The 19700-nt window shown below is 72.6% G+C and carries 18 protein-coding genes; 12 read left to right on the forward strand and 6 right to left on the reverse strand.

Annotated elements, in window-relative coordinates; translation table 11 throughout:
- The first annotated feature begins 3 nt into the window (after positions 1-3).
- From ETU37_RS07735 to ETU37_RS07760, 6 genes are all read left to right on the forward strand, one after another.
- Positions 4-1218 carry a winged helix-turn-helix domain-containing protein gene (locus tag ETU37_RS07735; protein ID WP_240755612.1) on the forward strand — a complete coding sequence of 405 codons (1215 nt, stop codon included), beginning with the start codon at positions 4-6 and terminating at the stop codon, positions 1216-1218.
- Positions 1219-1221: 3 nt separating this feature from the next.
- A complete protein-coding gene (locus tag ETU37_RS07740; protein ID WP_129986667.1) occupies positions 1222-1833 on the forward strand; it encodes a M23 family metallopeptidase in 612 nt (203 codons plus the stop codon).
- A gap of 127 nt (positions 1834-1960) precedes the next feature.
- On the forward strand, positions 1961-4795 hold the full coding sequence (gene secA, locus ETU37_RS07745) for a preprotein translocase subunit SecA (protein WP_129986668.1): 2835 nt from the start codon (positions 1961-1963) through the stop codon (positions 4793-4795).
- 45 nt (positions 4796-4840) lie between these two features.
- The gene (locus tag ETU37_RS07750; protein WP_129986948.1) at positions 4841-6463 is read left to right on the forward strand and encodes a circularly permuted type 2 ATP-grasp protein; all 1623 of its coding nucleotides are present in this window, start codon (positions 4841-4843) and stop codon (positions 6461-6463) included.
- Entirely contained in the window at positions 6457-7395 is a 939-nt protein-coding gene (locus tag ETU37_RS07755; protein ID WP_129986669.1) for an alpha-E domain-containing protein, read from the forward strand. Before ETU37_RS07750 ends, ETU37_RS07755 begins: the two co-directional genes overlap by 7 nt.
- The gene (locus tag ETU37_RS07760) at positions 7392-8234 is read left to right on the forward strand and encodes a transglutaminase family protein (RefSeq protein WP_129986670.1); all 843 of its coding nucleotides are present in this window, start codon (positions 7392-7394) and stop codon (positions 8232-8234) included. Before ETU37_RS07755 ends, ETU37_RS07760 begins: the two co-directional genes overlap by 4 nt.
- A gap of 13 nt (positions 8235-8247) precedes the next feature.
- Here ETU37_RS07760 and ETU37_RS07765 read toward each other — a convergent pair whose 3' ends face one another.
- Positions 8248-8817 carry an Rv3235 family protein gene (locus ETU37_RS07765; RefSeq protein WP_129986671.1) on the reverse strand — a complete coding sequence of 190 codons (570 nt, stop codon included), beginning with the start codon at positions 8815-8817 and terminating at the stop codon, positions 8248-8250.
- Positions 8814-9476, reverse strand: a complete 663-nt coding sequence (locus ETU37_RS07770) for a LysM peptidoglycan-binding domain-containing protein (RefSeq protein ID WP_165372444.1) — start codon at positions 9474-9476, stop codon at positions 8814-8816. The genes ETU37_RS07765 and ETU37_RS07770 overlap by 4 nt, the downstream gene beginning before the upstream one ends.
- A 100-nt stretch (positions 9477-9576) precedes the next feature.
- On the opposite strand from ETU37_RS07770, the gene ETU37_RS07775 reads away from it, so the two are divergent.
- Positions 9577-10107, forward strand: coding sequence for a hypothetical protein (locus ETU37_RS07775; RefSeq protein ID WP_129986673.1), 531 nt, complete (start codon positions 9577-9579; stop codon positions 10105-10107).
- A 14-nt stretch (positions 10108-10121) separates the two neighbouring features.
- Here ETU37_RS07775 and ETU37_RS07780 read toward each other — a convergent pair whose 3' ends face one another.
- The gene (locus ETU37_RS07780; protein ID WP_240755613.1) at positions 10122-10376 is read right to left on the reverse strand and encodes a helix-turn-helix domain-containing protein; all 255 of its coding nucleotides are present in this window, start codon (positions 10374-10376) and stop codon (positions 10122-10124) included.
- Positions 10377-10478: 102 nt separating this feature from the next.
- Here ETU37_RS07780 and ETU37_RS07785 point away from each other — a divergent pair, with 102 nt between their 5' ends.
- Both ETU37_RS07785 and ETU37_RS07790 read left to right on the forward strand, forming a co-directional pair.
- Positions 10479-11150, forward strand: a complete 672-nt coding sequence (locus ETU37_RS07785) for a CpaB family protein (RefSeq protein ID WP_129986675.1) — start codon at positions 10479-10481, stop codon at positions 11148-11150.
- Positions 11147-12454, forward strand: a complete 1308-nt coding sequence (locus ETU37_RS07790) for a CpaE/TadZ family protein (protein WP_240755614.1) — start codon at positions 11147-11149, stop codon at positions 12452-12454. The genes ETU37_RS07785 and ETU37_RS07790 overlap by 4 nt, the downstream gene beginning before the upstream one ends.
- On the opposite strand, the gene ETU37_RS07795 is transcribed toward ETU37_RS07790, so the two are convergent.
- The gene (locus ETU37_RS07795) at positions 12423-13742 is read right to left on the reverse strand and encodes a hypothetical protein (RefSeq protein WP_129986676.1); all 1320 of its coding nucleotides are present in this window, start codon (positions 13740-13742) and stop codon (positions 12423-12425) included. The two genes, ETU37_RS07790 and ETU37_RS07795, sit on opposite strands and share 32 nt — an antisense overlap.
- A 111-nt stretch (positions 13743-13853) precedes the next feature.
- Here ETU37_RS07795 and ETU37_RS07800 point away from each other — a divergent pair, with 111 nt between their 5' ends.
- Both ETU37_RS07800 and ETU37_RS07805 read left to right on the forward strand, forming a co-directional pair.
- Positions 13854-15302, forward strand: a complete 1449-nt coding sequence (locus tag ETU37_RS07800; protein ID WP_129986677.1) for a WS/DGAT/MGAT family O-acyltransferase — start codon at positions 13854-13856, stop codon at positions 15300-15302.
- Positions 15299-15796: a DUF6912 family protein gene (locus tag ETU37_RS07805; RefSeq protein ID WP_129986678.1), complete on the forward strand. Its 498-nt coding sequence runs from the start codon at positions 15299-15301 to the stop codon at positions 15794-15796. Before ETU37_RS07800 ends, ETU37_RS07805 begins: the two co-directional genes overlap by 4 nt.
- A 4-nt stretch (positions 15797-15800) precedes the next feature.
- Here the strand turns inward: ETU37_RS07805 and ETU37_RS07810 are convergent, their stop codons facing one another.
- Positions 15801-16922 (reverse strand): sulfotransferase family 2 domain-containing protein, encoded by a 1122-nt coding sequence (locus ETU37_RS07810; RefSeq protein WP_129986679.1) that lies wholly within the window; start codon positions 16920-16922, stop codon positions 15801-15803.
- A gap of 30 nt (positions 16923-16952) precedes the next feature.
- Complete coding sequence (locus ETU37_RS07815) at positions 16953-17951, reverse strand: sulfotransferase family 2 domain-containing protein (protein WP_129986680.1); 999 nt, start codon at positions 17949-17951, stop codon at positions 16953-16955.
- Between the two features lie 90 nt (positions 17952-18041).
- Between ETU37_RS07815 and pruA the strand changes: the two genes are divergently transcribed.
- The gene (gene pruA / locus ETU37_RS07820) at positions 18042-19676 is read left to right on the forward strand and encodes an L-glutamate gamma-semialdehyde dehydrogenase (protein ID WP_129986681.1); all 1635 of its coding nucleotides are present in this window, start codon (positions 18042-18044) and stop codon (positions 19674-19676) included.
- Positions 19677-19700: the final 24 nt, after the last annotated feature.

The raw sequence follows: 19700 nt of genomic DNA on the forward strand, positions 1-19700 counted from the left end.
CCGGTGACCTCGGTACCGACGCTCTCCCGCGCACAGGCGCGACGGATCGCGCTCGTCGCGCAGGGCTTCCGCGACCCGCGGCACGCCAAGGCCACGATGCGCACCTTCGACCGCACGCTGCGCCGCACCGGCGTGCTGCAGATCGACTCCGTCAACGTGCTCCAGCGGGCGCACTACATGCCGCTGTTCTCGCGGATGGGGCCCTACGACGTCGACCTGCTGCGCCGGGCGTCGGAGCGGAGCCCCCGCCGGCTCGTGGAGTACTGGGCCCACGTCGCCGCCTTCATGCCGGTCGACCTCTGGCCGCACATGCGGCACCGAATGCGGTCCTACGAGGAGCGCGGCCACGAGTGGGTCGCGATCCGGCACAACCCCGAGCTGGTCGACTCCCTGATCGCCGAGGTGACCGAGCGCGGCGCCTCGACACCGCGCGACCTCGACGACGGCCTCCCGCGCAAGAAGGTGCACTGGGGCTGGAACTGGTCGGACACCAAGAAGGTGCTGGAGTACCTCTTCGCCTCCGGCCGGCTCGCGGTCGCCGGTCGCAACCAGCACTTCGAGCGGCTCTACGACCTCCCGGAGCGGGTGATCCCGCGCGAGCACCTCGAGACGCCCGAGCCCACCGTGCTGGAGGCCTCGATGGAGCTGCTGCGCCGCGCGGCCGTGTCGCACGGCGTCGGCACGGAGTTCGACCTGCGCGACTACTACCGGATGCGCCCCGAGCTCACCACGCCCGCGCTGGAGGCACTGGTCGAGGCAGGGGAGCTCCTCCCGGTCCAGGTCGAGGGCCGGGCGCACACGTCGTACCTCGACAAGGACGCCGCGCTCCCGCGCCGGGTGCACGCCCGGGCGCTGCTGAGCCCGTTCGACCCGCTCGTGTGGGAGCGCGCCCGCACCGAGCACCTCTTCGACTTCCACTACCGGATCGAGATCTACACCCCGGCCCACAAGCGGGTGCACGGCTACTACGTCCTCCCGTTCCTGCTCGGCGAGCGCATCGCCGCCCGCGTCGACCTCAAGGCCGACCGCAAGGAGGGCGTGGTGCGGGTGCACGGGGCGTACGCCGAGCCCGGCGCACCCGACGAGACCGCCGACGAGCTCGCGGCCGAGCTGTTCGACCTGGCCGGCTGGCTCGGACTCGACGGCGTCGCGGTCGAGCCGCGCGGCGACCTCGCCGACGCGCTCACGCTGTCCGTCAAGGCGCTCGACGGGGGCTGAGCCGTGGGTCAGCTGCTCGCGTCGCTTCTCGCCGCCGTGCTGCTCGGGGTGCCCCTCGCGCCACCGGCGCCGGTTCCTGCGGAGACGTCGGCCGGTGCGGCGCGGGTCGACCGCGCGTTCCCGGTCGCGCCCGGCGTCCGGGCCGACTACGGCGCGAGCCACCACGACTACCCGGCCACCGACGTCTTCGCGCGATGCGGCGCCCGCGCCCGCAGCCCGGTCGACGGGGTCGTCCTCGAGGTCAGCCGGGTCGACAGGTGGGACCCGGCGACCGACCGCGGCTGGCAGCGCGGCGGCCGGTTCGTTTCGATCCGGGGCGACGACGGCGTCCGCTACTACCTGAGCCACTTCGCGGGCGTCCGGCCCGACGTGCGGCCCGGCGACCGGGTCCGGGCCGGCCGGCACGTCGCCTGGGTGGGCCACACCGGCAGTGCGCGGGGGACCTCCTGCCACGTCCACGTCGGGCTGAGCCCGGTCTGCCGCGGATCGGGCCAGTGGCGGATCCGGCGCGGCGTGGTCTCGCCGTACCCCTTCCTGCGGAGCTGGCAGCAGGGCGGGAACCGCTCGCCCGCCGCGGCCGTTGCCCGGTGGAAGACCCGACACGGCTGCCCCTGATCACCCGGTGGGTACGATGGCAGGCGGCCCGGGCTGACCCGCGACCGCGGACCTCCAGGGTCTCGGGCCCACCCACGACGCACCACGCACAGCACCACCGACGCAGACGAACAGGGAGTCCACGCTCGTGCCTGCCATCCTCGACAAGATCCTCCGCATCGGCGAGGGCAAGATCCTTCGGCAGCTGGAGACCATCTCCAAGGCGGTCAACGCCATCGAGGACGACTTCGTCGCGATGACCGACGAAGAGCTGCGCGCGCAGACCGAGGAGTTCCGCAAGCGGCTCGCCGACGGCGAGACGCTCGACGACATCATGCCGGAGGCGTTCGCCACGGTCCGCGAGGCGAGCAAGCGGGTGCTCGGCATGCGCCCGTTCGACGTGCAGGTCATGGGTGCCGCGGCGCTGCACCTCGGCAACATCGCCGAGATGAAGACCGGTGAGGGCAAGACCCTCGTCGCCGTGCTGCCGTCGTACCTCAACGCGCTCGAGGGCAAGGGCGTCCACGTCGTCACGGTCAACGACTACCTCGCGAAGTTCCAGTCCGAGCAGATGGGCCGCGTGCACCACTTCCTCGGCCTGACCGTCGACGTGATCCTGCCGGAGATGCGGCCGGCCGAGCGGCGTGTCGCCTACGCCGCCGACATCACCTACGGCACCAACAATGAGCTCGGGTTCGACTACCTGCGCGACAACATGGCCAACTCCATCGAGGACTGTGTCCAGCGCGGTCACAACTTCGCCATCGTCGACGAGGTCGACTCGATCCTCATCGACGAGGCCCGCACCCCGCTGATCATCTCCGGTCCGACGCAGGACGAGGTGAAGTGGTACGCCGAGTTCGCCAAGATCGCGCGCACGATGAGCATCGACGTCGACTACGAGGTCGACGAGAAGAAGCGCACCATCTCCGTCCTCGAGCCCGGCATCACCAAGGTCGAGGACTGGCTGGGCATCGACAACCTCTACGACTCGGTCAACACCCCGCTCATCTCGTTCATGAACAACGCCATCAAGGCCAAGGAGCTGTTCAGGAACGACAAGGAGTACGTCGTCATGAACGGCGAGGTGCTCATCGTCGACGAGCACACCGGCCGCATGCTGGCCGGCCGTCGCTACAACGAGGGCCTGCACCAGGCGATCGAGGCCAAGGAGGGCGTGCAGATCCGCGAGGAGTACCAGACCCTCGCCACCGTCACGCTGCAGAACTACTTCCGCCTCTACGAGAAGCTCTCCGGGATGACCGGTACGGCGATGACCGAGGCGTCGGAGTTCGACAAGATCTACGGCCTCGGCGTCGTGCCGATCCCGACCAACCGCCCGATGGCCCGCGCCGACCAGCGCGACCTCGTGTACCGCACCGAGGAGGCCAAGTACCTCGCGGTGGTCCAGGACATCGCCGAGCGCAACAGGAAGGGCCAGCCGGTCCTCGTCGGCACCGTCTCCGTCGAGAAGTCCGAGCTGCTCTCCGGGCTGCTCAAGCAGCAGGGCGTCCCGCACAGCGTCCTCAACGCCAAGCAGCACGCCGACGAGGCCAAGATCGTCGCGCTCGCGGGCCACAAGGGCGCCGTCACCGTCGCCACCAACATGGCCGGTCGCGGCACCGACATCATGCTCGGCGGCTCGGTGGAGTTCCTCGCCGACCAGGAGCTGCGCGCGCAGGGCCTCGACCCGGTGGAGAACCAGGAGGAGTACGACGCCGCCTGGCCCGCCATGCTCGAGCGGATCCGCGAGCGGGTCTCCAGCGAGCACGACGAGGTCCGCGACCTCGGCGGCCTCTACGTCCTCGGCACCGAGCGCCACGAGTCCCGCCGCATCGACAACCAGCTGCGCGGTCGTTCCGGCCGCCAGGGCGACCCCGGCGAGTCCCGCTTCTACCTGTCCCTGCAGGACGACCTGATGCGGCTGTTCAAGTCCGACTGGGTCGACCGCGTGCTCACCACGCTCAAGGTGCCCGACGACGTCCCGATCGAGAACAAGTCGGTGACCAACTCGATCGCCTCCGCCCAGGGCCAGGTCGAGGCGCAGAACTTCGACTCCCGCAAGAACGTCCTCAAGTACGACGACGTGATGGACCGCCAGCGCAAGGTCGTCTACTCCGAGCGCCGCGCGGTGCTCGAGGGCGCCGACGTGCACGAGCAGGTCCGCTCGATGATCGACGACGTCGTCACCGGCTACGTCACCGCCGCCACCGAGGGCTTCCCTGAGCAGTGGGACCTCGACCAGCTCTGGCAGGCGCTGCGCCAGCTCTACCCGGTGTCGCTGAAGCTCGCCGACGTCGAGGCGGAGGCCGGCGGCCGCGACGGCCTCACCCGCGAGAGCCTCATCGAGGAGCTGCGCGCCGACGCCCAGGCCGCCTACGACGCCCGCGAGGCGCAGTTCGGCGACGAGGTCATGCGCGAGCTCGAGCGCCGCGTGCTGCTCTCGGTCCTCGACCGGAAGTGGCGCGAGCACCTCTACGAGATGGACTACCTCCGCGAGGGCATCGGCCTGCGCGCCTACTCCCAGCGCGACCCGCTCGTGGAGTACCAGCGCGAGGGCTTCGACATGTTCACCGCGATGATGGACGGCATCAAGGAGGAGGCCGTCGGCTTCCTGTTCAACCTCGAGGTCCAGGTCGAGCAGGAGGAGCCCGAGCCGGCCGAGCTCGACGAGGAGGCCGCCGCGCTCGCCGCCGGCGCCGCGCTCAGCCAGGCCGCCGCCTCGGCCCAGGCCGGTCACGAGCACCCGGTCATCAGCGCCAAGGGACTCGACAAGCCCAAGCAGCCGCAGGCCCTCTCCTACTCCGCCCCGTCGGAGACCGGCGAGGCCGAGGTGCAGGGCCGCACCGTGTCCAACGCCGACGACCCGTTCGCCGGGGTCAGCCGCAACGCCGAGTGCCCGTGCGGCTCCGGCAAGAAGTACAAGAAGTGTCACGGCGCCCCCGGCGGACCCACCGGGCTCACGACGCGCGTCAACGGCTGAGCCGCAACACCCGCGTCATCGAGTCCCACTAGGGTGACGCGGGTGATGGAGCTCTTCGAGGACTACCAGCCCGGTCGCCGGGGTGCCTACGACGAGATGTTCCAGGACGGCCGGCTGCGCGGGCCGTACCAGGGCCTCGCCCGGTCCTTCGCCGAGGTCACCGGCCCCGAGGTGCGCGCCCGCGCCGAGGCGCTCGCCGCGTCGTACCTCGAGCAGGGCGTCACCTTCGACATCGGCGGCGAGGAGCGCGCCTTCCCGCTCGACATCATGCCGCGGGTCATCGAGCAGGACGCCTGGAACACCATCGACCGCGGCGTCCAGCAACGGGTCAGGACGCTCGAGCTGTTCCTCGACGACGTGTACGACGCCGGCCGGGTGTTCGACGACGAGGTGGTGCCGCGCCGGGTGGTCACGACCTCCTCGCACTTCCACCGGGTCGCGGCCGGGATCGAGAGCCCCAACGGCGTCCGCGTGCACGTCGCCGGGATCGACCTGATCCGCGACGACAACGGCGACTTCCGGGTGCTCGAGGACAACGTCCGGGTGCCGTCCGGGGTCTCCTACGTCATGACCAACCGGCGCGCAATCTCCGCGGCGCTCTCGGAGGCGTTCGCCAGCCACCGGATCCGGCCGGTGCAGTCCTACCCCCGCAAGCTGCTCGCCGCGCTGCGCGCCTCCGCCCCGGCCGGCGTGGACGACCCGACCGTGGTCGTGCTGACCCCGGGCGTCTTCAACGGCGCCTACTTCGAGCACGCCCTGCTCGCGCGCACGATGGGCATCGAGCTCGTCGAGGGCCGCGACCTGGTCTGCCGGCGCGGTCGCGTCATGATGCGCACCACCAGCGGGCTCGAGCAGGTGCACGTGATCTACCGGCGCGTGGACGACGAGTTCCTCGACCCGGTCCACTTCCGGGCCGACTCGATGCTCGGCTGCCCCGGTCTGATGAACGCCGCCCGGGCGGGCAACGTCACGATCGCCAACGCGGTCGGCAACGGCGTCGCCGACGACAAGCTCGTCTACACCTACCTGCCCGACCTGATCCGCTACTACCTCGACGAGGAGCCGATCCTCGCCAACGTGGACACCTGGCGCTGCGGCGAGCCCGACCACCGCGAGGAGGTCCTCGACCGGCTCGACGAGCTGGTGCTCAAGCCGGTCGACGGCTCGGGCGGCAAGGGCATCGTCATCGGTCCCGACGCGAGCCGCGCGGAGCTCGACGAGCTGCGCGCCAAGGTCGTCGCCGACCCGCGGGCCTGGATCGCCCAGCCGGTCGTCCAGCTCTCCACGGTCCCGACCCTCATCGACGGGAGAATGCGTCCGCGCCACGTCGACCTCAGGCCGTTCGCCGTCAACGACGGCTCCAAGGTCTGGGTGCTGCCCGGGGGGCTGACCCGGGTCGCGCTGCCGGAGGGCGAGCTGATCGTGAACTCCTCCCGCGGCGGCGGCTCCAAGGACACCTGGGTGATGGCCGGCGGGCGGGTCAGCGCGCCCAGTGCCGCCGCACCGCCGGTCGCCACCGTCGACCTGCACTCACCGCCGCCCGAGACCGGACCGGCGCTGGAGTCGCGGTTCGCCCAGCAGGAGCAGCAACAGCAGCAACGGGCGCAGCACCGGTCTCCGCGAGCGGCGGGGGCGGCGGGGGCGGCGGGGGAGGTGCCGACGTGCTGAGCCGGATCGCGGAGTCGATGTTCTGGATCGGCCGCTACGTCGAGCGCGCCGAGGACACCTCGCGCATCCTCGACGTGCAGATGCAGATGATGGTCGAGGACCCGACCGTCGACATCGACGCCGGCGTGCTGACGCTCCTCTCGGTCATGGGCGCGCGCATCCCCGACGACGGCAAGCCGCTCTCGCTCACCGGCACCTTCAACCGGATGGCCTTCGACGGGTCCGAGGTCACCTCGATCGCCTCGGCCATCGGCGGCGCCCGCGAGAGCGCCCGCCGCGCCCGCGAGACGCTGTCGACCGAGATGTGGGAGGTCATCAACAGCACCTTCCGCCACATGTCCTCGGGGCGGTTCCGGACGATGCGCCTTCCTGACGCCTTCAAGTGGGTCCGCGAGCGCGCCGCCGTCATCAACGGCACCGCCGACGCCACGATGAGCCGCGACGAGGGCTGGCAGTTCCTGGTCCTCGGCCGCTCGCTCGAGCGCGCCGACATGACCGCCCGGCTCGTCGCGACCTCCGCGCTGACCCCTGGCCCCAACTCGGCGTGGCCGGTCACGCTGCGCGCGTGCGGCGCCTACCAGTCGTTCCTGCGCGCCTACCGCGGGCAGGAGACCGATCGCGAGGCCGCGGAGTACCTCCTCCTCGACCGGCTCTTCCCGCGCTCGGTCGTGCACGCGCTCACCCGCGCGGAGCAGTGTCTGGCGAACCTCGAGGCGAGCGGCCAGCGCGTCGGCTTCCAGGACGAGGCGCAGAGGTTGCTGGGGCGCACCCGCGCCGAGCTGGAGTACCGGTCCATCGGCGACATCGTCACCGACCTGCCCGGTGAGATGGAGCGGCTGCAGCGCACCTGCGCGTCGGCCAGCGACGCGGTCACGCAGCGCTACTTCGCCCATGCGGTCGCCATGACGTGGCAGGGAGGTGCGGCCCGATGATGCAGTTCCGCGTGGTGCACCGCACCCGGATCGGCTACGAGGGCGAGGCCGCGGCGTCGTACAACGAGGCCCGGATGACCCCCTTCACCAGCGCTCACCAGCTCGTGCTGCACACCCGGCTCGAGGTCAGCCCGACGCCGTGGAGCCACACGTATCGCGACTACTGGGGCACCGAGGTCACCGCCTTCGAGGTGCTCGACACGCACAAGGAGCTCGTCGTCACCGCCACGTCGACCGTCCAGGTGGACCGGCCGGCGCCGCTGCCCGGCGGGCTGACCTGGGACGAGGTCCGCTCGCCGGAGGTCGCCGACCGGCAGTGCGAGAGCCTCGTGGTCACGCCACGGGTCGCGCCCGACGAGGAGCTCGCCGTCCGGATCGCCGACCTCGTCGCCACGACACCGGGCCCGACCGACTTCGCGCACGCGCTCTGCCGCCTGGTCCACGACGAGGTCAGCTACGAGTACGGCTCGACCGAGGTGCACGGCCACGCCGCCGACGCCTGGGCCGCCCGCAGCGGCGTCTGCCAGGACATGGCGCACATCGTCATCGGCGGGCTCCGGTCCGTCGGTGTCCCGGCCCGCTACGTCTCCGGCTACCTCCACCCGACCGAGCAGCCGGTGACCGGCGAGACCGTCGTCGGCGAGTCGCACGCCTGGGTCGAGTGGTGGGACGGCAGCTGGATCGGGTTCGACCCGACCAACAACCTCGACCCGGGCGACCGGCACGTCGTCGTCGCGCGCGGCCGCGACTACGCCGACGTGCCACCGCTCAGCGGCGTCTACTCCGGCGGGGGTACGTCGGAGCTCGAGGTCGACGTCCGCGTCACCCGGCTGCGCTGAGCGGGCCACAGCCTCAGCCGAGCTGGAGCACGGTGCAGGTCCACGCGCCGCGCCGGAGCTCCAGCCGGGCCGCGATGGCGCGCGAGCGCTGCCCGTACCGCACGTGCACGCTCACCTCGGCCGTCGCCGTCGACGGCTGGAAGACGTGCACGCTGCGCACCTGGGCCCGGATCGTCCGCCGGCGGACCGGCGCGTTGCGGGTGCGCGCCATGACCTGCACCCGGCGAGCCAGGTCCTGGTAGACGCGCGCCGACGTCCAGCGCAGCAGCTGCGTCAGCGGCCGGTCGCCCGCCGTCACCTCCACGACGGCCTGCGCGAACCGGTGCGCCCAGACCCGCACCTCCGCCTCAGCCGGGTCGACGGTGGCGCCGCCACCACCGTCGACGGCGACGAGGGGCGCCGGGGGCAGCGGGAGTGGTCGGTCGCCCGGCGCGGGCAGGCAGTCCAGGTCGAGGGCGAGCGTGCCCTGCACGGCGTCGAGCGGCTGGGTGCCCTGCTCCGGCACGCGGGGCGGGGAGATCCGGCTCACCGAGGCGAGACCCCGGGTCGGGACCGGGGGACGAGGGACGGTCGGCTGGTTCACGGGTGTTCCTTTCGGTGCGGGAGCGGCGGCAGGGCCAGCTCGGTGCCGGGGAAGATCAGGTCCGGGTCGTCGACGACCCGTGCGTTGGCGGCGGCGATCGCCCGCCAGGCCGCGTCGACCGCCGCGTCCGACGCGCCGGGGCCGAGCGCCCGCTCGGCGACCGCCCAGAGGCTGTCGCCGGGGCGCACCTCGACGCTGCCGGTGGGCACCCGCGCCACGAGCCGGGTCGGCGGAGCCACGGGCTGTCGGGGCGCGGCCGTTGCGACACGGTCGGGCAGCGGCAGCCCCGCGAGCGGCTCTGCGGCGGGCTCCGGCACCGTCGTGCCGGCGTGGGCGGGGACGCCGACCGCCACGGTGCCGAGCAGGCCGAGGGCCACCCCGCGGGCGAGGTGGGGTCGCGGCAGCCGGCGTACCCAGGCCGCCACGCGTGGCGAGGCCAGGGCCTCGATCACGGCCAGTGCCAGGCTCAGGCCCCACAGCAGGGACGCGGTGACGAGCAGGAGGCCCAGGACGCCGGCGAGCACGTCGTCGAGGGGGCGGAGCGTCGGCGGGCGCGCGTCGGTGAGCAGCCGCAGGGCCGGGTCCAGCCCGAGCTGCACTCCCGCCGGGACGGCCAGCGCGCCGAGCAGCAGCGCGAGGAGTCCCCGGAGACGCGTCATGGCCCAACCTTTGCGTTTGATGTCGTTTGATGCATTCAGCCGCAGTTGGGTGTGGTTCGTCAACCGTTCGTCCACAGGGAGGCGCGGGTACGGTCGGCGCATGCACTGGGAGGAGCGCCTGCTCGCCGTCTTCGACGACCTCGAGCAGCAGGCCGAGGGGCTCGCGCTCGGTACCCGCGACGCCGAGCTGGCCGAGCTCGGCCGTTCGGAGTACGCCGCGGTCGACCTCGCCTCACGCCTGCACGGCGCGGTCGGCTCCCGGGTGCGTCTCGGCGTGCGCGGTGTCGGCGCGCTCGACGGCCGGCTGGCCCGGGTCGGCTCCGACTGGATGCTGCTCGAGACGGACCCGCACGAGTGGCTGGTCCGCATCGCCGCGCTCGACCAGGTGCGCGGGCTGGGGGAGCGGGCCGTGGACCCGCGCCACCGCGCGCCGACCGCTCGGCTCGGGCTGGGGTCCGCGCTGCGCGGGGTCGCCGAGGAGCGCGACCCGGTGCTCGTCCACCTCCTCGACGGCGGCACCGTGCGCGGCACGCCCCGCCGGGTGGGTGCCGACTTCGTCGAGCTCGCCGACCCCGATGGTGGGGTCGTGGTCGTCGCCCTGGGCGCTGTGGCCGGCGCACGACGGGGCTGAGCCCCCGAGAGCAGCTAGTCGACCGGGTCGTGCTGGTGCTCGGGGTCGCGGGCGTCGGCCTCGGCGTACATCCGGGCGATGAACTTCTCCAGCTCCACCGTCTCGACCCGCCACTGGCCTCGGCCGCCGATCTGGATCGCGCGCAGCTCTCGGTTGCGCACCAGGGCACGCACCTGTGACACGCTCGTCGCGAGGATCTCGGCGACGTCGGCGAGCGTCAGGAACCGCGGCTCGCGCGCGCCGGGCGGCTCGGTCGGCTGGTCGGGCACGGAGCACATGATGCCAGCGCGCCGGCGCCGGAACCGTCGACGGGGCGGGGGCCTGTGGATGACGACGGTTCGATGTCGGCGTTTGTGAGCAGAATGTGCCGCATGACCCTCACCGACAGCCGCGCACTCCCGGCGTCGCCGCGGGCCACCCGGCACCGCGGCAGCGTCTGGCGCGACCCGCGGCTGCTCGTCGGCGTCGTGGTCGTCGCCGCCTCCGGGCTCGCCGGTGCGCTGCTGCTCACCGGCGAGGAGACCGTGGACGTCTGGGCGGTGCGCGACGACCTCTCGGCCGGCGAGCCGGTGGGGCTCGACGCCCTCGAGCGGCGCGAGGTCCGGTTCACCGACCAGGCCGACGCCGACTCCTACGTCTCCGCCGACCAGCCCCTCCCCGCCGACATGACGCTGGCGCGCGACGTCGGGGCCGGCGAGCTGCTGCCGCGGGGAGCGCTCGTGGTGGGGGAGCGTCCCGAGGTGCTCGAGGTGCCGCTCAGCGTGCCCGGCGAGTCGGTCCCGGCGACGGTGCGGTCGGGCTCCGTGGTCGACGTCTGGGTCGCGCCCGGCCCCGAAGGCGCGCTCGACGACGCGGCCGGCTCGCGGGCCGCGCTCGTGCTCGAGGGCGTGCGCGTGGTCAGCCTCTCCCGCGGCGGTACGGCGCTCGGTCCCGCCGCGGCCCGGCAGGTCATCGTCGGCGTCGAGCCGTCCCAGGAGAGCGGGCTTCCCGAGGCGCTGGCCCGGCTGTCCTCCGGCCACGTGGTGCTGGTGCGCCGGCCGTGAACGCCGCCACGGGGGACGTGCCGGTGCTCGTGGCGGCCGGCTCCGCGACGTGGGAGTCGAGCGCGGTCGAGCGGCTGGGGCGCCGCGGTGGCGGCGTGGCCGTGCACAAGCGTTGCGTCGACCTCACCGACCTGGTGGCCTCCGCCTCCACCGGACTCGCCCGCGCGGCGCTGGTCGACGCGGGTCTGCCCGGCCTCGACGCCGACACGGTGTCCGTGCTCGCCCGCTCGGGCGTCGGCGTCGTGGCCGTCGACACCGCCGACGGCGGCGCTGCCGTCCGTGACCGGCTGCACCGGCTCGGGGTCCGCGGCATCGTCGGTCCCGACCTCGGCGGGGTCGACGACGCGCTGCGTGACGCCGCGGCGAGCGCCGGCGCCGGTGCCGGGCCGCCGGGCGGGGGCGGCGCGCCGATCGAGGAGGTGTTCGAGCCCTCCGGTGTCGCGGCCGGGCGCGGGGCCGCCGCGCGTCTCGTCGTGGTCTGGGGGCCTGCCGGTGCCCCCGGGCGCACCACGCTCGCGGTCGGGCTCGCCGCCGAGATCGCGCACCGCGACCGGTCGGTGCTGCTGCTGGACGCCGACCCCTACGGCGGTGCCGTGGCGCAGCACCTCGGCGTCCTCGACGGTGCCTCGGGGCTGCTCGCCGCCGCCCGCGCCGCCAACGCCGGCGAGCTCGACGCGACCCGTCTGGCCGCGCTCGCGCGCTGCGTCGGGTCCGACGGCTCGCCGCTGCGGGTGCTCACCGGGCTGCCCCGCCCCGACCGCTGGCTCGAGGTCCGGCCGGCGACCTACGACGACGTGCTGGACGCCGCGGCGACACTGGCCGACTGGGTCCTCGTCGACGTCGGGTTCAGCCTCGAAGGCGACCAGGACGACCCGTTCGCGACCGGACCGCAGCGAAACCTGATGACCACCGCGGCCCTGGCGCGGGCCGACGAGGTCGTGGTCGTCGGTGCCGCCGACCCGGTCGGGCTGTCCCGGCTCGCCCGCGGCCTGGTCGACCTGCACGACCTGCGGCCCGACGCCGCGGTGCGGGTCGTGGTCAACCGCACCCGTGCCTCCCTGGGCTGGAGCGAGAGCGAGATCCACGGGATGGTCGAGGGCTTCGTCCGTCCCCGCGACGTGCACTTCGTGCCCGACGACCGCGCCGGCGCCGACCGGGCGCTGATGGCCGGACGCAGCCTGGTCGAGGCGGGCGACTCGACCCTACGCCGTGCCGTGGCCGCGGTGGCCGACGGCGTGCTCGGCGAACGACCCGAGGGAGGTGGTCGCAGGCTCAGGCGCCGAACAGCAGGTAGAGCCCGCTGACCGTGTAGAACACCATCACGAACAGCAGGGGGAGCTGGCCGGTGAGCTGGTGGCGCGGCGGGAGCAGCTTGATCGCGCGGTCGTGCGCGGCGATGACGCCGAGCACGTGGCCGGTCACGACGGCGACGACCTTCGAGACCGACAGGAACGTCGGGTGCGACGAGAGCCAGTAGCTCGTCTGCCAGTCGCCGGTGCCGAGGAAGTCGTCGCCGCGTCCCAACGGGTCGCTGAGCAGCACCAGCGTCTGCTGGCCGACCTCGACGAAGTAGCTCAGGTAGTGCGCCACGATGTAGCCGACGATGATCGGCACGACCGAGTGCGCGAACCGGTTCGGCAGCGACCGCCGCTCGACGCCGTCGCCGACGCCGGTGGCCATCGTGGCGAGCGCGAACGAACCGGCGACGATGGCGCAGAACACCACGAGAGCCGTGGTGTTGAGCAGCGTCGAGTCGACCGGTGACGACTGGGAGAACTGCAGCCACGCGCTGGAGTCCTTGAACGAGTCGAACGCCGTGCTGCCGAACAGCACCGCCACGACGCCGACCAGCCCGGGTCGGGGGCGGACACCGTCGAGGTTGTTCAGCGGGCTGCGCAGCACCAGCGCGCCGTCCTCCTCGCGCCGGCCGAAGAAGGAGAGCCGCCCGACCAGCGTGGAGTACACCTCGAACGGGTCGGCCTGGGCGATCCACCGGCTGCCGAAGACCGCGCCGCCGAGGACGCCGACGGCGACGTACACCGCGACCCAGAGCCGCAGCGGACCGAGGTAGGTGGAGGACGGGTACACCAGCTCGAACCAGACGAACGCGAACAACCCCAGGGCCGCCGGCCAGTAGCCGACCCAGCGGGGGAGCTCGACGAGACCCTCCTCGGGGTCGCCTCCGGTCGCCTTGGAGAACAGCAGGTGGATGGTGCGAACCGGGTTCACCGCCCGGTAGAACGGCCCGAACGCCAGCGACGCCGGGACGATCCCGACCCACAGGAAGACGTAGAAGACGCCGAACGTCGGGTTGACGAGCAGGTCGGGGCCGGCGACGGCGGCCCAACCGACGTACAGGAAGAACACCAGGCCGAGCAGCCGCAGCGTCCACGCGAAGACCGGCGAGTCGACGACCGTGGCGAGCCAGCGCGGTGCCGGGCGTCCGCCGTTGCGACCGTCGAAGCGCGGCGTGCGCCAGGCGAGTGCCAGCACGATGAACGAGACCGCGAGGGCGGCGCCCGCGCCCGCGATGGCGTACTCGGCCGGGATCGGCAGGTCCTTCGCGCCGCCGATGCCGTGGGCGAAGACCACCTCAGCACCCTCCGTGAGTCGTCAGCAGCACCGTGCCAGAATCCCATAACGGACAAGGCGTCCCCGAGCCGGGCGCCCGAGGCGCGACCGGACCGAGGCGGGAGGAGTGCGATGAGCGAGCGACTCCGCTCCGAGGACATGGCCTTCCTGGTCACCGAGTCGGCGAGCACGCCGATGCACAACGCGACCCTCGAGGTCTTCTCGCAGCCGGAAGGGGACCGGGCCGGCTTCGACTACGACACGCTGGTCGGGTTGATCGCCGACCGGATCGCCTTCGTGCCGCGCTACCGCCAGCGGCTGCGGACGGTGCCGGGCCGGCTCGCCAGCCCGGTGTGGGTGGACGACGACGACTTCGACCTGACCTTCCACGTGCGCCGTTCGGCGCTGCCGAAGCCGGGCTCGATCGAGCAGCTGCGCGAGCTGACCGCGCGCATCGTCTCGCGACAGCTCGACCGCAACCGGCCGTTGTGGGAGGTGTACCTGATCGAAGGGCTGGACCAGGGTCGGTTCGCGATCCTGACCAAGTCCCACCAGGTGCTGGTCGACGGTGTCTCGACCGTGGACCTCGGCCAGGTGATCCTGGACGTCGAGCCCGAGCTGGGCGACACCGTCCACGACGACTGGCGCCCGCTCGACTCCCCGAGCCCGGCGCGGATGCTGGCCGACGCGATCGGGGACACCCTGCGCCATCCGCGTACGGCGGTCGCGACCGCGCGCGACAACGCCGAGAGCACGCTGCGCTCGGCGGGGTCGGCCGGGGTGCGTGCCCTGGACGCGCTGGGCGCCCTGTCGAGCCGCCGCGCGTCGCCGGACTCGCCGCTCAGCGCTGCGCTCTCCGAGCAGCGCCGGTTCGCGACCGTCAAGACCCGGCTCGAGGACTACCGCAAGGTCCGCCGTCGGCACGGCGGCACCGTCAACGACGTGATCCTCGCGACCATCACCGGCGCCCTGCGCGCCTGGCTGATGACCCGCGCCGAGTCGGTCCACGGCAGCCGCACGTTCCGCGCCATGGTGCCGATGGGCGTGATCGACAACGACCTCGAGCCGACCTCGCTCGGCAGCCAGGTCGCCGGGCACCTGCTCAACCTCCCGGTCGGCGAGTCGAGCCCGGTGGTGCGCCTGCACCAGGTGTCCTACGCGCTCAAGGCGCACAAGGAGACCGGCCGCGCGGTCGCGGCCGACCGGCTCGCGGGCGTCGCCGGGTTCGCCCCGACGACGTTCCACGCCCTCGGCGCTCGGGTCGCCGCGGCGCAGACGCGCCGGGGCTTCCACCTGGTGATCACCAACGTGCCGGGACCGCAGTTCCCGTTGTACGCCGCCGGTGCGCCGATGCTCGAGAGCTACCCCGTCCCGCCGCTGCTGCCGGGGCACGCGCTCGCGATCGGGGTGACGTCGTACGACGGCCACGTGTACTTCGGGCTCAACGGCGACCGTGACGCCGTGCCCGACCTCGACGTTCTCGCGCAGTGCCTGGTCGAGGCGCTCGAGGAGCTCGTCGACTCCGCCAGCGACAGCCGGCCGCGCGCCCCGCGCGGCCGCAAGAAGGTGACGACGACATGACGACCCGGGTCTACGTGCCCAGCTCGATGACCGGTCTGCGCGACCTCGTGACCGCCGACGGGATCGGACCGGCGCCGTTCGTGGCGCACGCGGTGACCGATGCCCTGCGGGCGGCCTACGACGACGGAGCCGAGGAGGAGTGGGAGTACGCCGCCGCCGCGGCCGCCTCGCGCGCCTCGCTCGTGCTGATCCGAGAGGACGACGACCCACGCCGGGTCGTGCTGGCGGTGGACGCCGAGACCGTGCGGCCCGCCGAGGGAGCCGACGACCCGACGCTGGTCAGCGTCGAGGAGGTCGTGCCGTTCCGGAAGGTCGAGTCCGTGCTGGTCGACCTGCCCGAGGCCGGGGACGACGTCCGCGCGGCCGCGGCGGCGTTGCGGTCCGAGGACGCCGACGAGCAGGAGGCCGAGGCGCTCGCCGACCGGGCGCTCGACCACGAGCTGGCGTGGTTCGCCACCCAGGAGATCGGCGACCTGCTCGGGGTGACCGACTAGCGGTTCAGCCGCGCAGGCGGCGGGCGACCTTGCCGGCCGCGGCCCGCGGGTGCCTGGCGGCACCCACGACGCGTCCCGCCAGCGAACCGGTGCCGCCGCCGAGCCGCTGGTTGTCGGCCTTGAGCCGCTCGGCCCGGGCCTCGAGCCGGCGCAGCCGCTTGCGCGCCTGGCGGTGCTTGCGGCGTACGGCGTCCCGCTCGTCGCGCCACTGCTTGCCGGTGGTGTTGACCTGGTCGATCCAGTCGTTGGCGACGGTGTGGTACGCCGCGTGGGCGATCGCGTCGTCGTTCCAGCCGTCCGGCGCGAACTTGAGCCGCTCGAAGTCCCAGCGGTGGCCGTAGGCGGCGAAGTCCTCGGCGTACAGCTCCTCGATCGCCTCCTTGACGCCGCCTGCCATCACCTCGCGGGTCATCGGCAGCGGGGTCTCGTTGGCCCGCGGCAGGTAGAGCTCCTGGTCCTTGCCGAGCCCGCGCAGGTGCAGGTGCAGGTCGTCGGTGAACGTGCGGAAGTCGCGCAGGTCGTAGACGCGCGAGTAGGGGATCTCGTCCGGCTTCAGCCAGCGCATCTGGGTGTGGAAGTGGTTGTCGTTCTTCAGGATCGGGTCGGTCGTCCACGGGTGCAGCTCGACGAACCGGCGGAAGTCCTCGACCACGTCGGAGGCCTTGCTCGGCACCCGGGGGAAGAACGGCTGGTCGGCGAAGTTGGTGCGGTAGCGGTGGTGGCGCACGAGGAACTTCGACTGCCAGGCCGACCACAGCCGGCTCCACGGGTCGCGCAGCAGGCCGAACACGAACCAGCCGTTCTCCGCGGCGATCTCCTCGACCTGCGCGGCGGTGAGCTTGTTGAGACCGGTGGCGTGCTTGAAGCGGCCACGCCCGCGGTGGATCGTCATCAGCCGGCTCTGCACGCCGCTGGACCCGTTGCGGAACACGTCGAGGTCCTCGCCGGCGAGGTCGGCGACCATCCACTTCAGGCTCGTGCAGGCGACCTTCGTCGTCGACATGTAGACGAGCCGGTGCTCGGGCAGCACGAAGGAGTTGCCCGGGGTCTTCAGGAACCGGTCGGTGTGCGGCTCGGTCGGTGTCCCGGACGGCGACGGTGCAGGCGTCGGCTGGGCGGTGGACATGACGGGCAGTCTAGGTCCCGGCCGCCGCGGTCACGCCTTGGCCCGGAGCCGGTCGTGCCGGGCCTGGAGGCGCTTGACGCGCTGCTCCGCCTTGTCGATCCGGCGCTCGGTCGCGCGCAGCCTGCGGGCGACCTCGTCGCGCTGCCGGCGCCACCGCTTGCCGGACGCCCACACCTGGCCGATCCAGTCGTTGGCCTCGGTCTGGAACGCCGCGTGGTTGACGGCGTCCTGGGTCCAGCCGTCGGGAGCGAACTTGAGCCGGTCGAAGTCCCACCGCTCGCCGAAGGCGTCGAAGTCCTCGCGGTACAGCTGCTCGACGCGCTCCTTGAGCCCACCCGCCCAGACCTCCCTGGACATCGGGACCGGGGTCTCGTTGGCGCGGGGGACGTAGAGCTCCTTGTCCTTGCCGATCGACTGCAGGTGCGCGTGCAGGTCGGCGGTCATCGTGCCGAACTCGCGCAGGTCGTAGATGCGGGTGAACGGGATCGCCTCGGGCTGCAGCGCGCGCACCTGCGGCCGGAAGTGCAGGTCCTCGGCGAGGCGCGGGTCGGTCGTCCAGGGGGCGAGCTCGACGAAGGTGCGGAAGTCCTCGACGATGTCGGCGGCCCGCTGCGGCACCCGCGGGAAGAACGGCTCGTCGCGGTAGTTGCGGACGTACCGGTTGGCGCGGACGAGGAACTTCGACTGCCAGGCCGACCACAGCCGGCTCCACGGGTCGCGCAGCGCGCCGAACACGAACCACCCGTTGTCGGGGCTGATCCGCGCCACCTCGTCGACCGGCATCGTGTGCACCGACGTCACGTGCTGCAGGAGCGACCGCCCCGGGTGGATGGTCATCAGCCGGCTCTGCATGCCGCTGGCGACGGTGTCGATGCGGCGGTGGTCCTCGCCCGCGAGGTCCGACACCATCCACTTCAGGGTCGTGCAGGCGACCTTGGCGGCCGACACGTAGACGACCTTCTGCTCCGGCAGCACCCAGGTGTTGCGCGGGGTGACCTGGAACGTGCGCGGGTGCGGCTGGTGCGGCATGCGGCCCACCCTATGCGGCGCCGTACCCGCGGCCCCGGGCGGAGTTGGCCGGGGTTGGTCGTGGTACGGCGGTCTGACACCATCGGCGGCATGGACGCCATCACCACCCCTCCGGCTCCCGTCAACGAGCCGAACCTCACCTACGCCCCGGGCACCCCCGAGCGGGCGGCCCTGGAGCTGGAGCTCAAGCGCCAGGAGGACATTCAGCTGGAGCTGACCGCCACGATCGGCGGCACGAAGAAGATGGGTGGTGGCGCGGAGACGCCGGTCGTCCAGCCGCACGACCACGGGCACGTGCTCGGCGTGCTGAAGAACGCCACCCAGGCCGACGCCCGCGCGGCGATCAAGGCCTCGCAGGAGGCCGCGCCGGAGTGGGCGGCGATGTCGTTCGACGACCGCGCGGCGGTGCTGCTCAAGGCCGCCGACCTGCTCGCCGGGCCGTGGCGCCAGCGGATCAACGCCGCCACGATGCTGGGCCAGTCGAAGACGGCGTTCCAGGCCGAGATCGACAGCGCCTGCGAGCTGATCGACTTCTGGCGCTACAACGTGCACTACGCGCGCGGCATCCTGGCCGAGCAGCCGATCGCCAACTCGCGCGGCATCTGGAACCGCACCGACCACCGGCCGCTCGAGGGCTTCGTCTACGCGATCACGCCGTTCAACTTCACCGCGATCGCCGGCAACCTGCCCACCGCCCCGGCGCTGATGGGCAACACGGTGATCTGGAAGCCGTCGCCGACGCAGCAGCTCGCCGCGCACCTGACGATGGAGCTGCTCGAGGAGGCCGGGATGCCGCCCGGCGTCATCAACATGCTCCCCGGCGACGGACTCGCCGTGTCGGAGGTCGCGCTCAAGCACCCCGACCTCGCCGGCATCCACTTCACCGGCTCCACCCCGACGTTCCAGCACCTGTGGTCCACGGTGGGCGCCAACATCGCGTCGTACCGCTCCTACCCGCGCATCGTCGGCGAGACCGGCGGCAAGGACTTCATCGTCGCGCACCCCTCGGCCGACCCCGACGTGCTGCGGGTCGCCATGCTGCGCGGTGCCTTCGAGTTCCAGGGCCAGAAGTGCTCGGCCGCCTCGCGGGCGTACGTCGCCCGGTCGGTGTGGAAGAAGGTCCGCGACCGGTTCATCGACGAGGTCGAGTCGATCCACGTCGGCGACGTCACCGACTTCTCCAACTTCATGGGCGCCGTCATCGACGACCGGGCGTTCGCCAAGCACAAGAAGGCGATCGCGCGGGCGAAGCGCTCCAAGACGCTCGACGTCGTGGCCGGCGGCAAGGTCGACGACTCGGTGGGCTACTTCGTCCGGCCCACCGTCGTCGAGGGCGGCGACCCGACCGACCAGATGTTCACCACGGAGTACTTCGGCCCGATCCTCGCCGTCCACGTCTACGACGACGCGAACTTCGAGAAGGTCGTGGACCAGATGGAGTCCATCGCGCCGTACGCCCTCACCGGCGCCGTCATCGCGCAGGACCGGCGCGCGATCGCCTGGGCGACCGACCGGCTGCGCTTCGCCGCGGGCAACTTCTACGTCAACGACAAGCCGACCGGCGCGGTCGTCGGCCAGCAGCCGTTCGGTGGCGGTCGCGCCTCGGGCACCAACGACAAGGCCGGCGCTGCGTCCAACCTGCTGCGCTGGACCTCGCCGCGCTCGGTCAAGGAGACCTTCGACCCGCCGACCGACTACCGCTACCCCTTCATGGACCTGGGCTGACCCCCGACATACCGATATCGGTAG

The organism is Nocardioides iriomotensis (assembly GCF_004168035.1).
GTDB classification, from domain to species: Bacteria; Actinomycetota; Actinomycetes; order Propionibacteriales; family Nocardioidaceae; genus Nocardioides_B; species Nocardioides_B iriomotensis.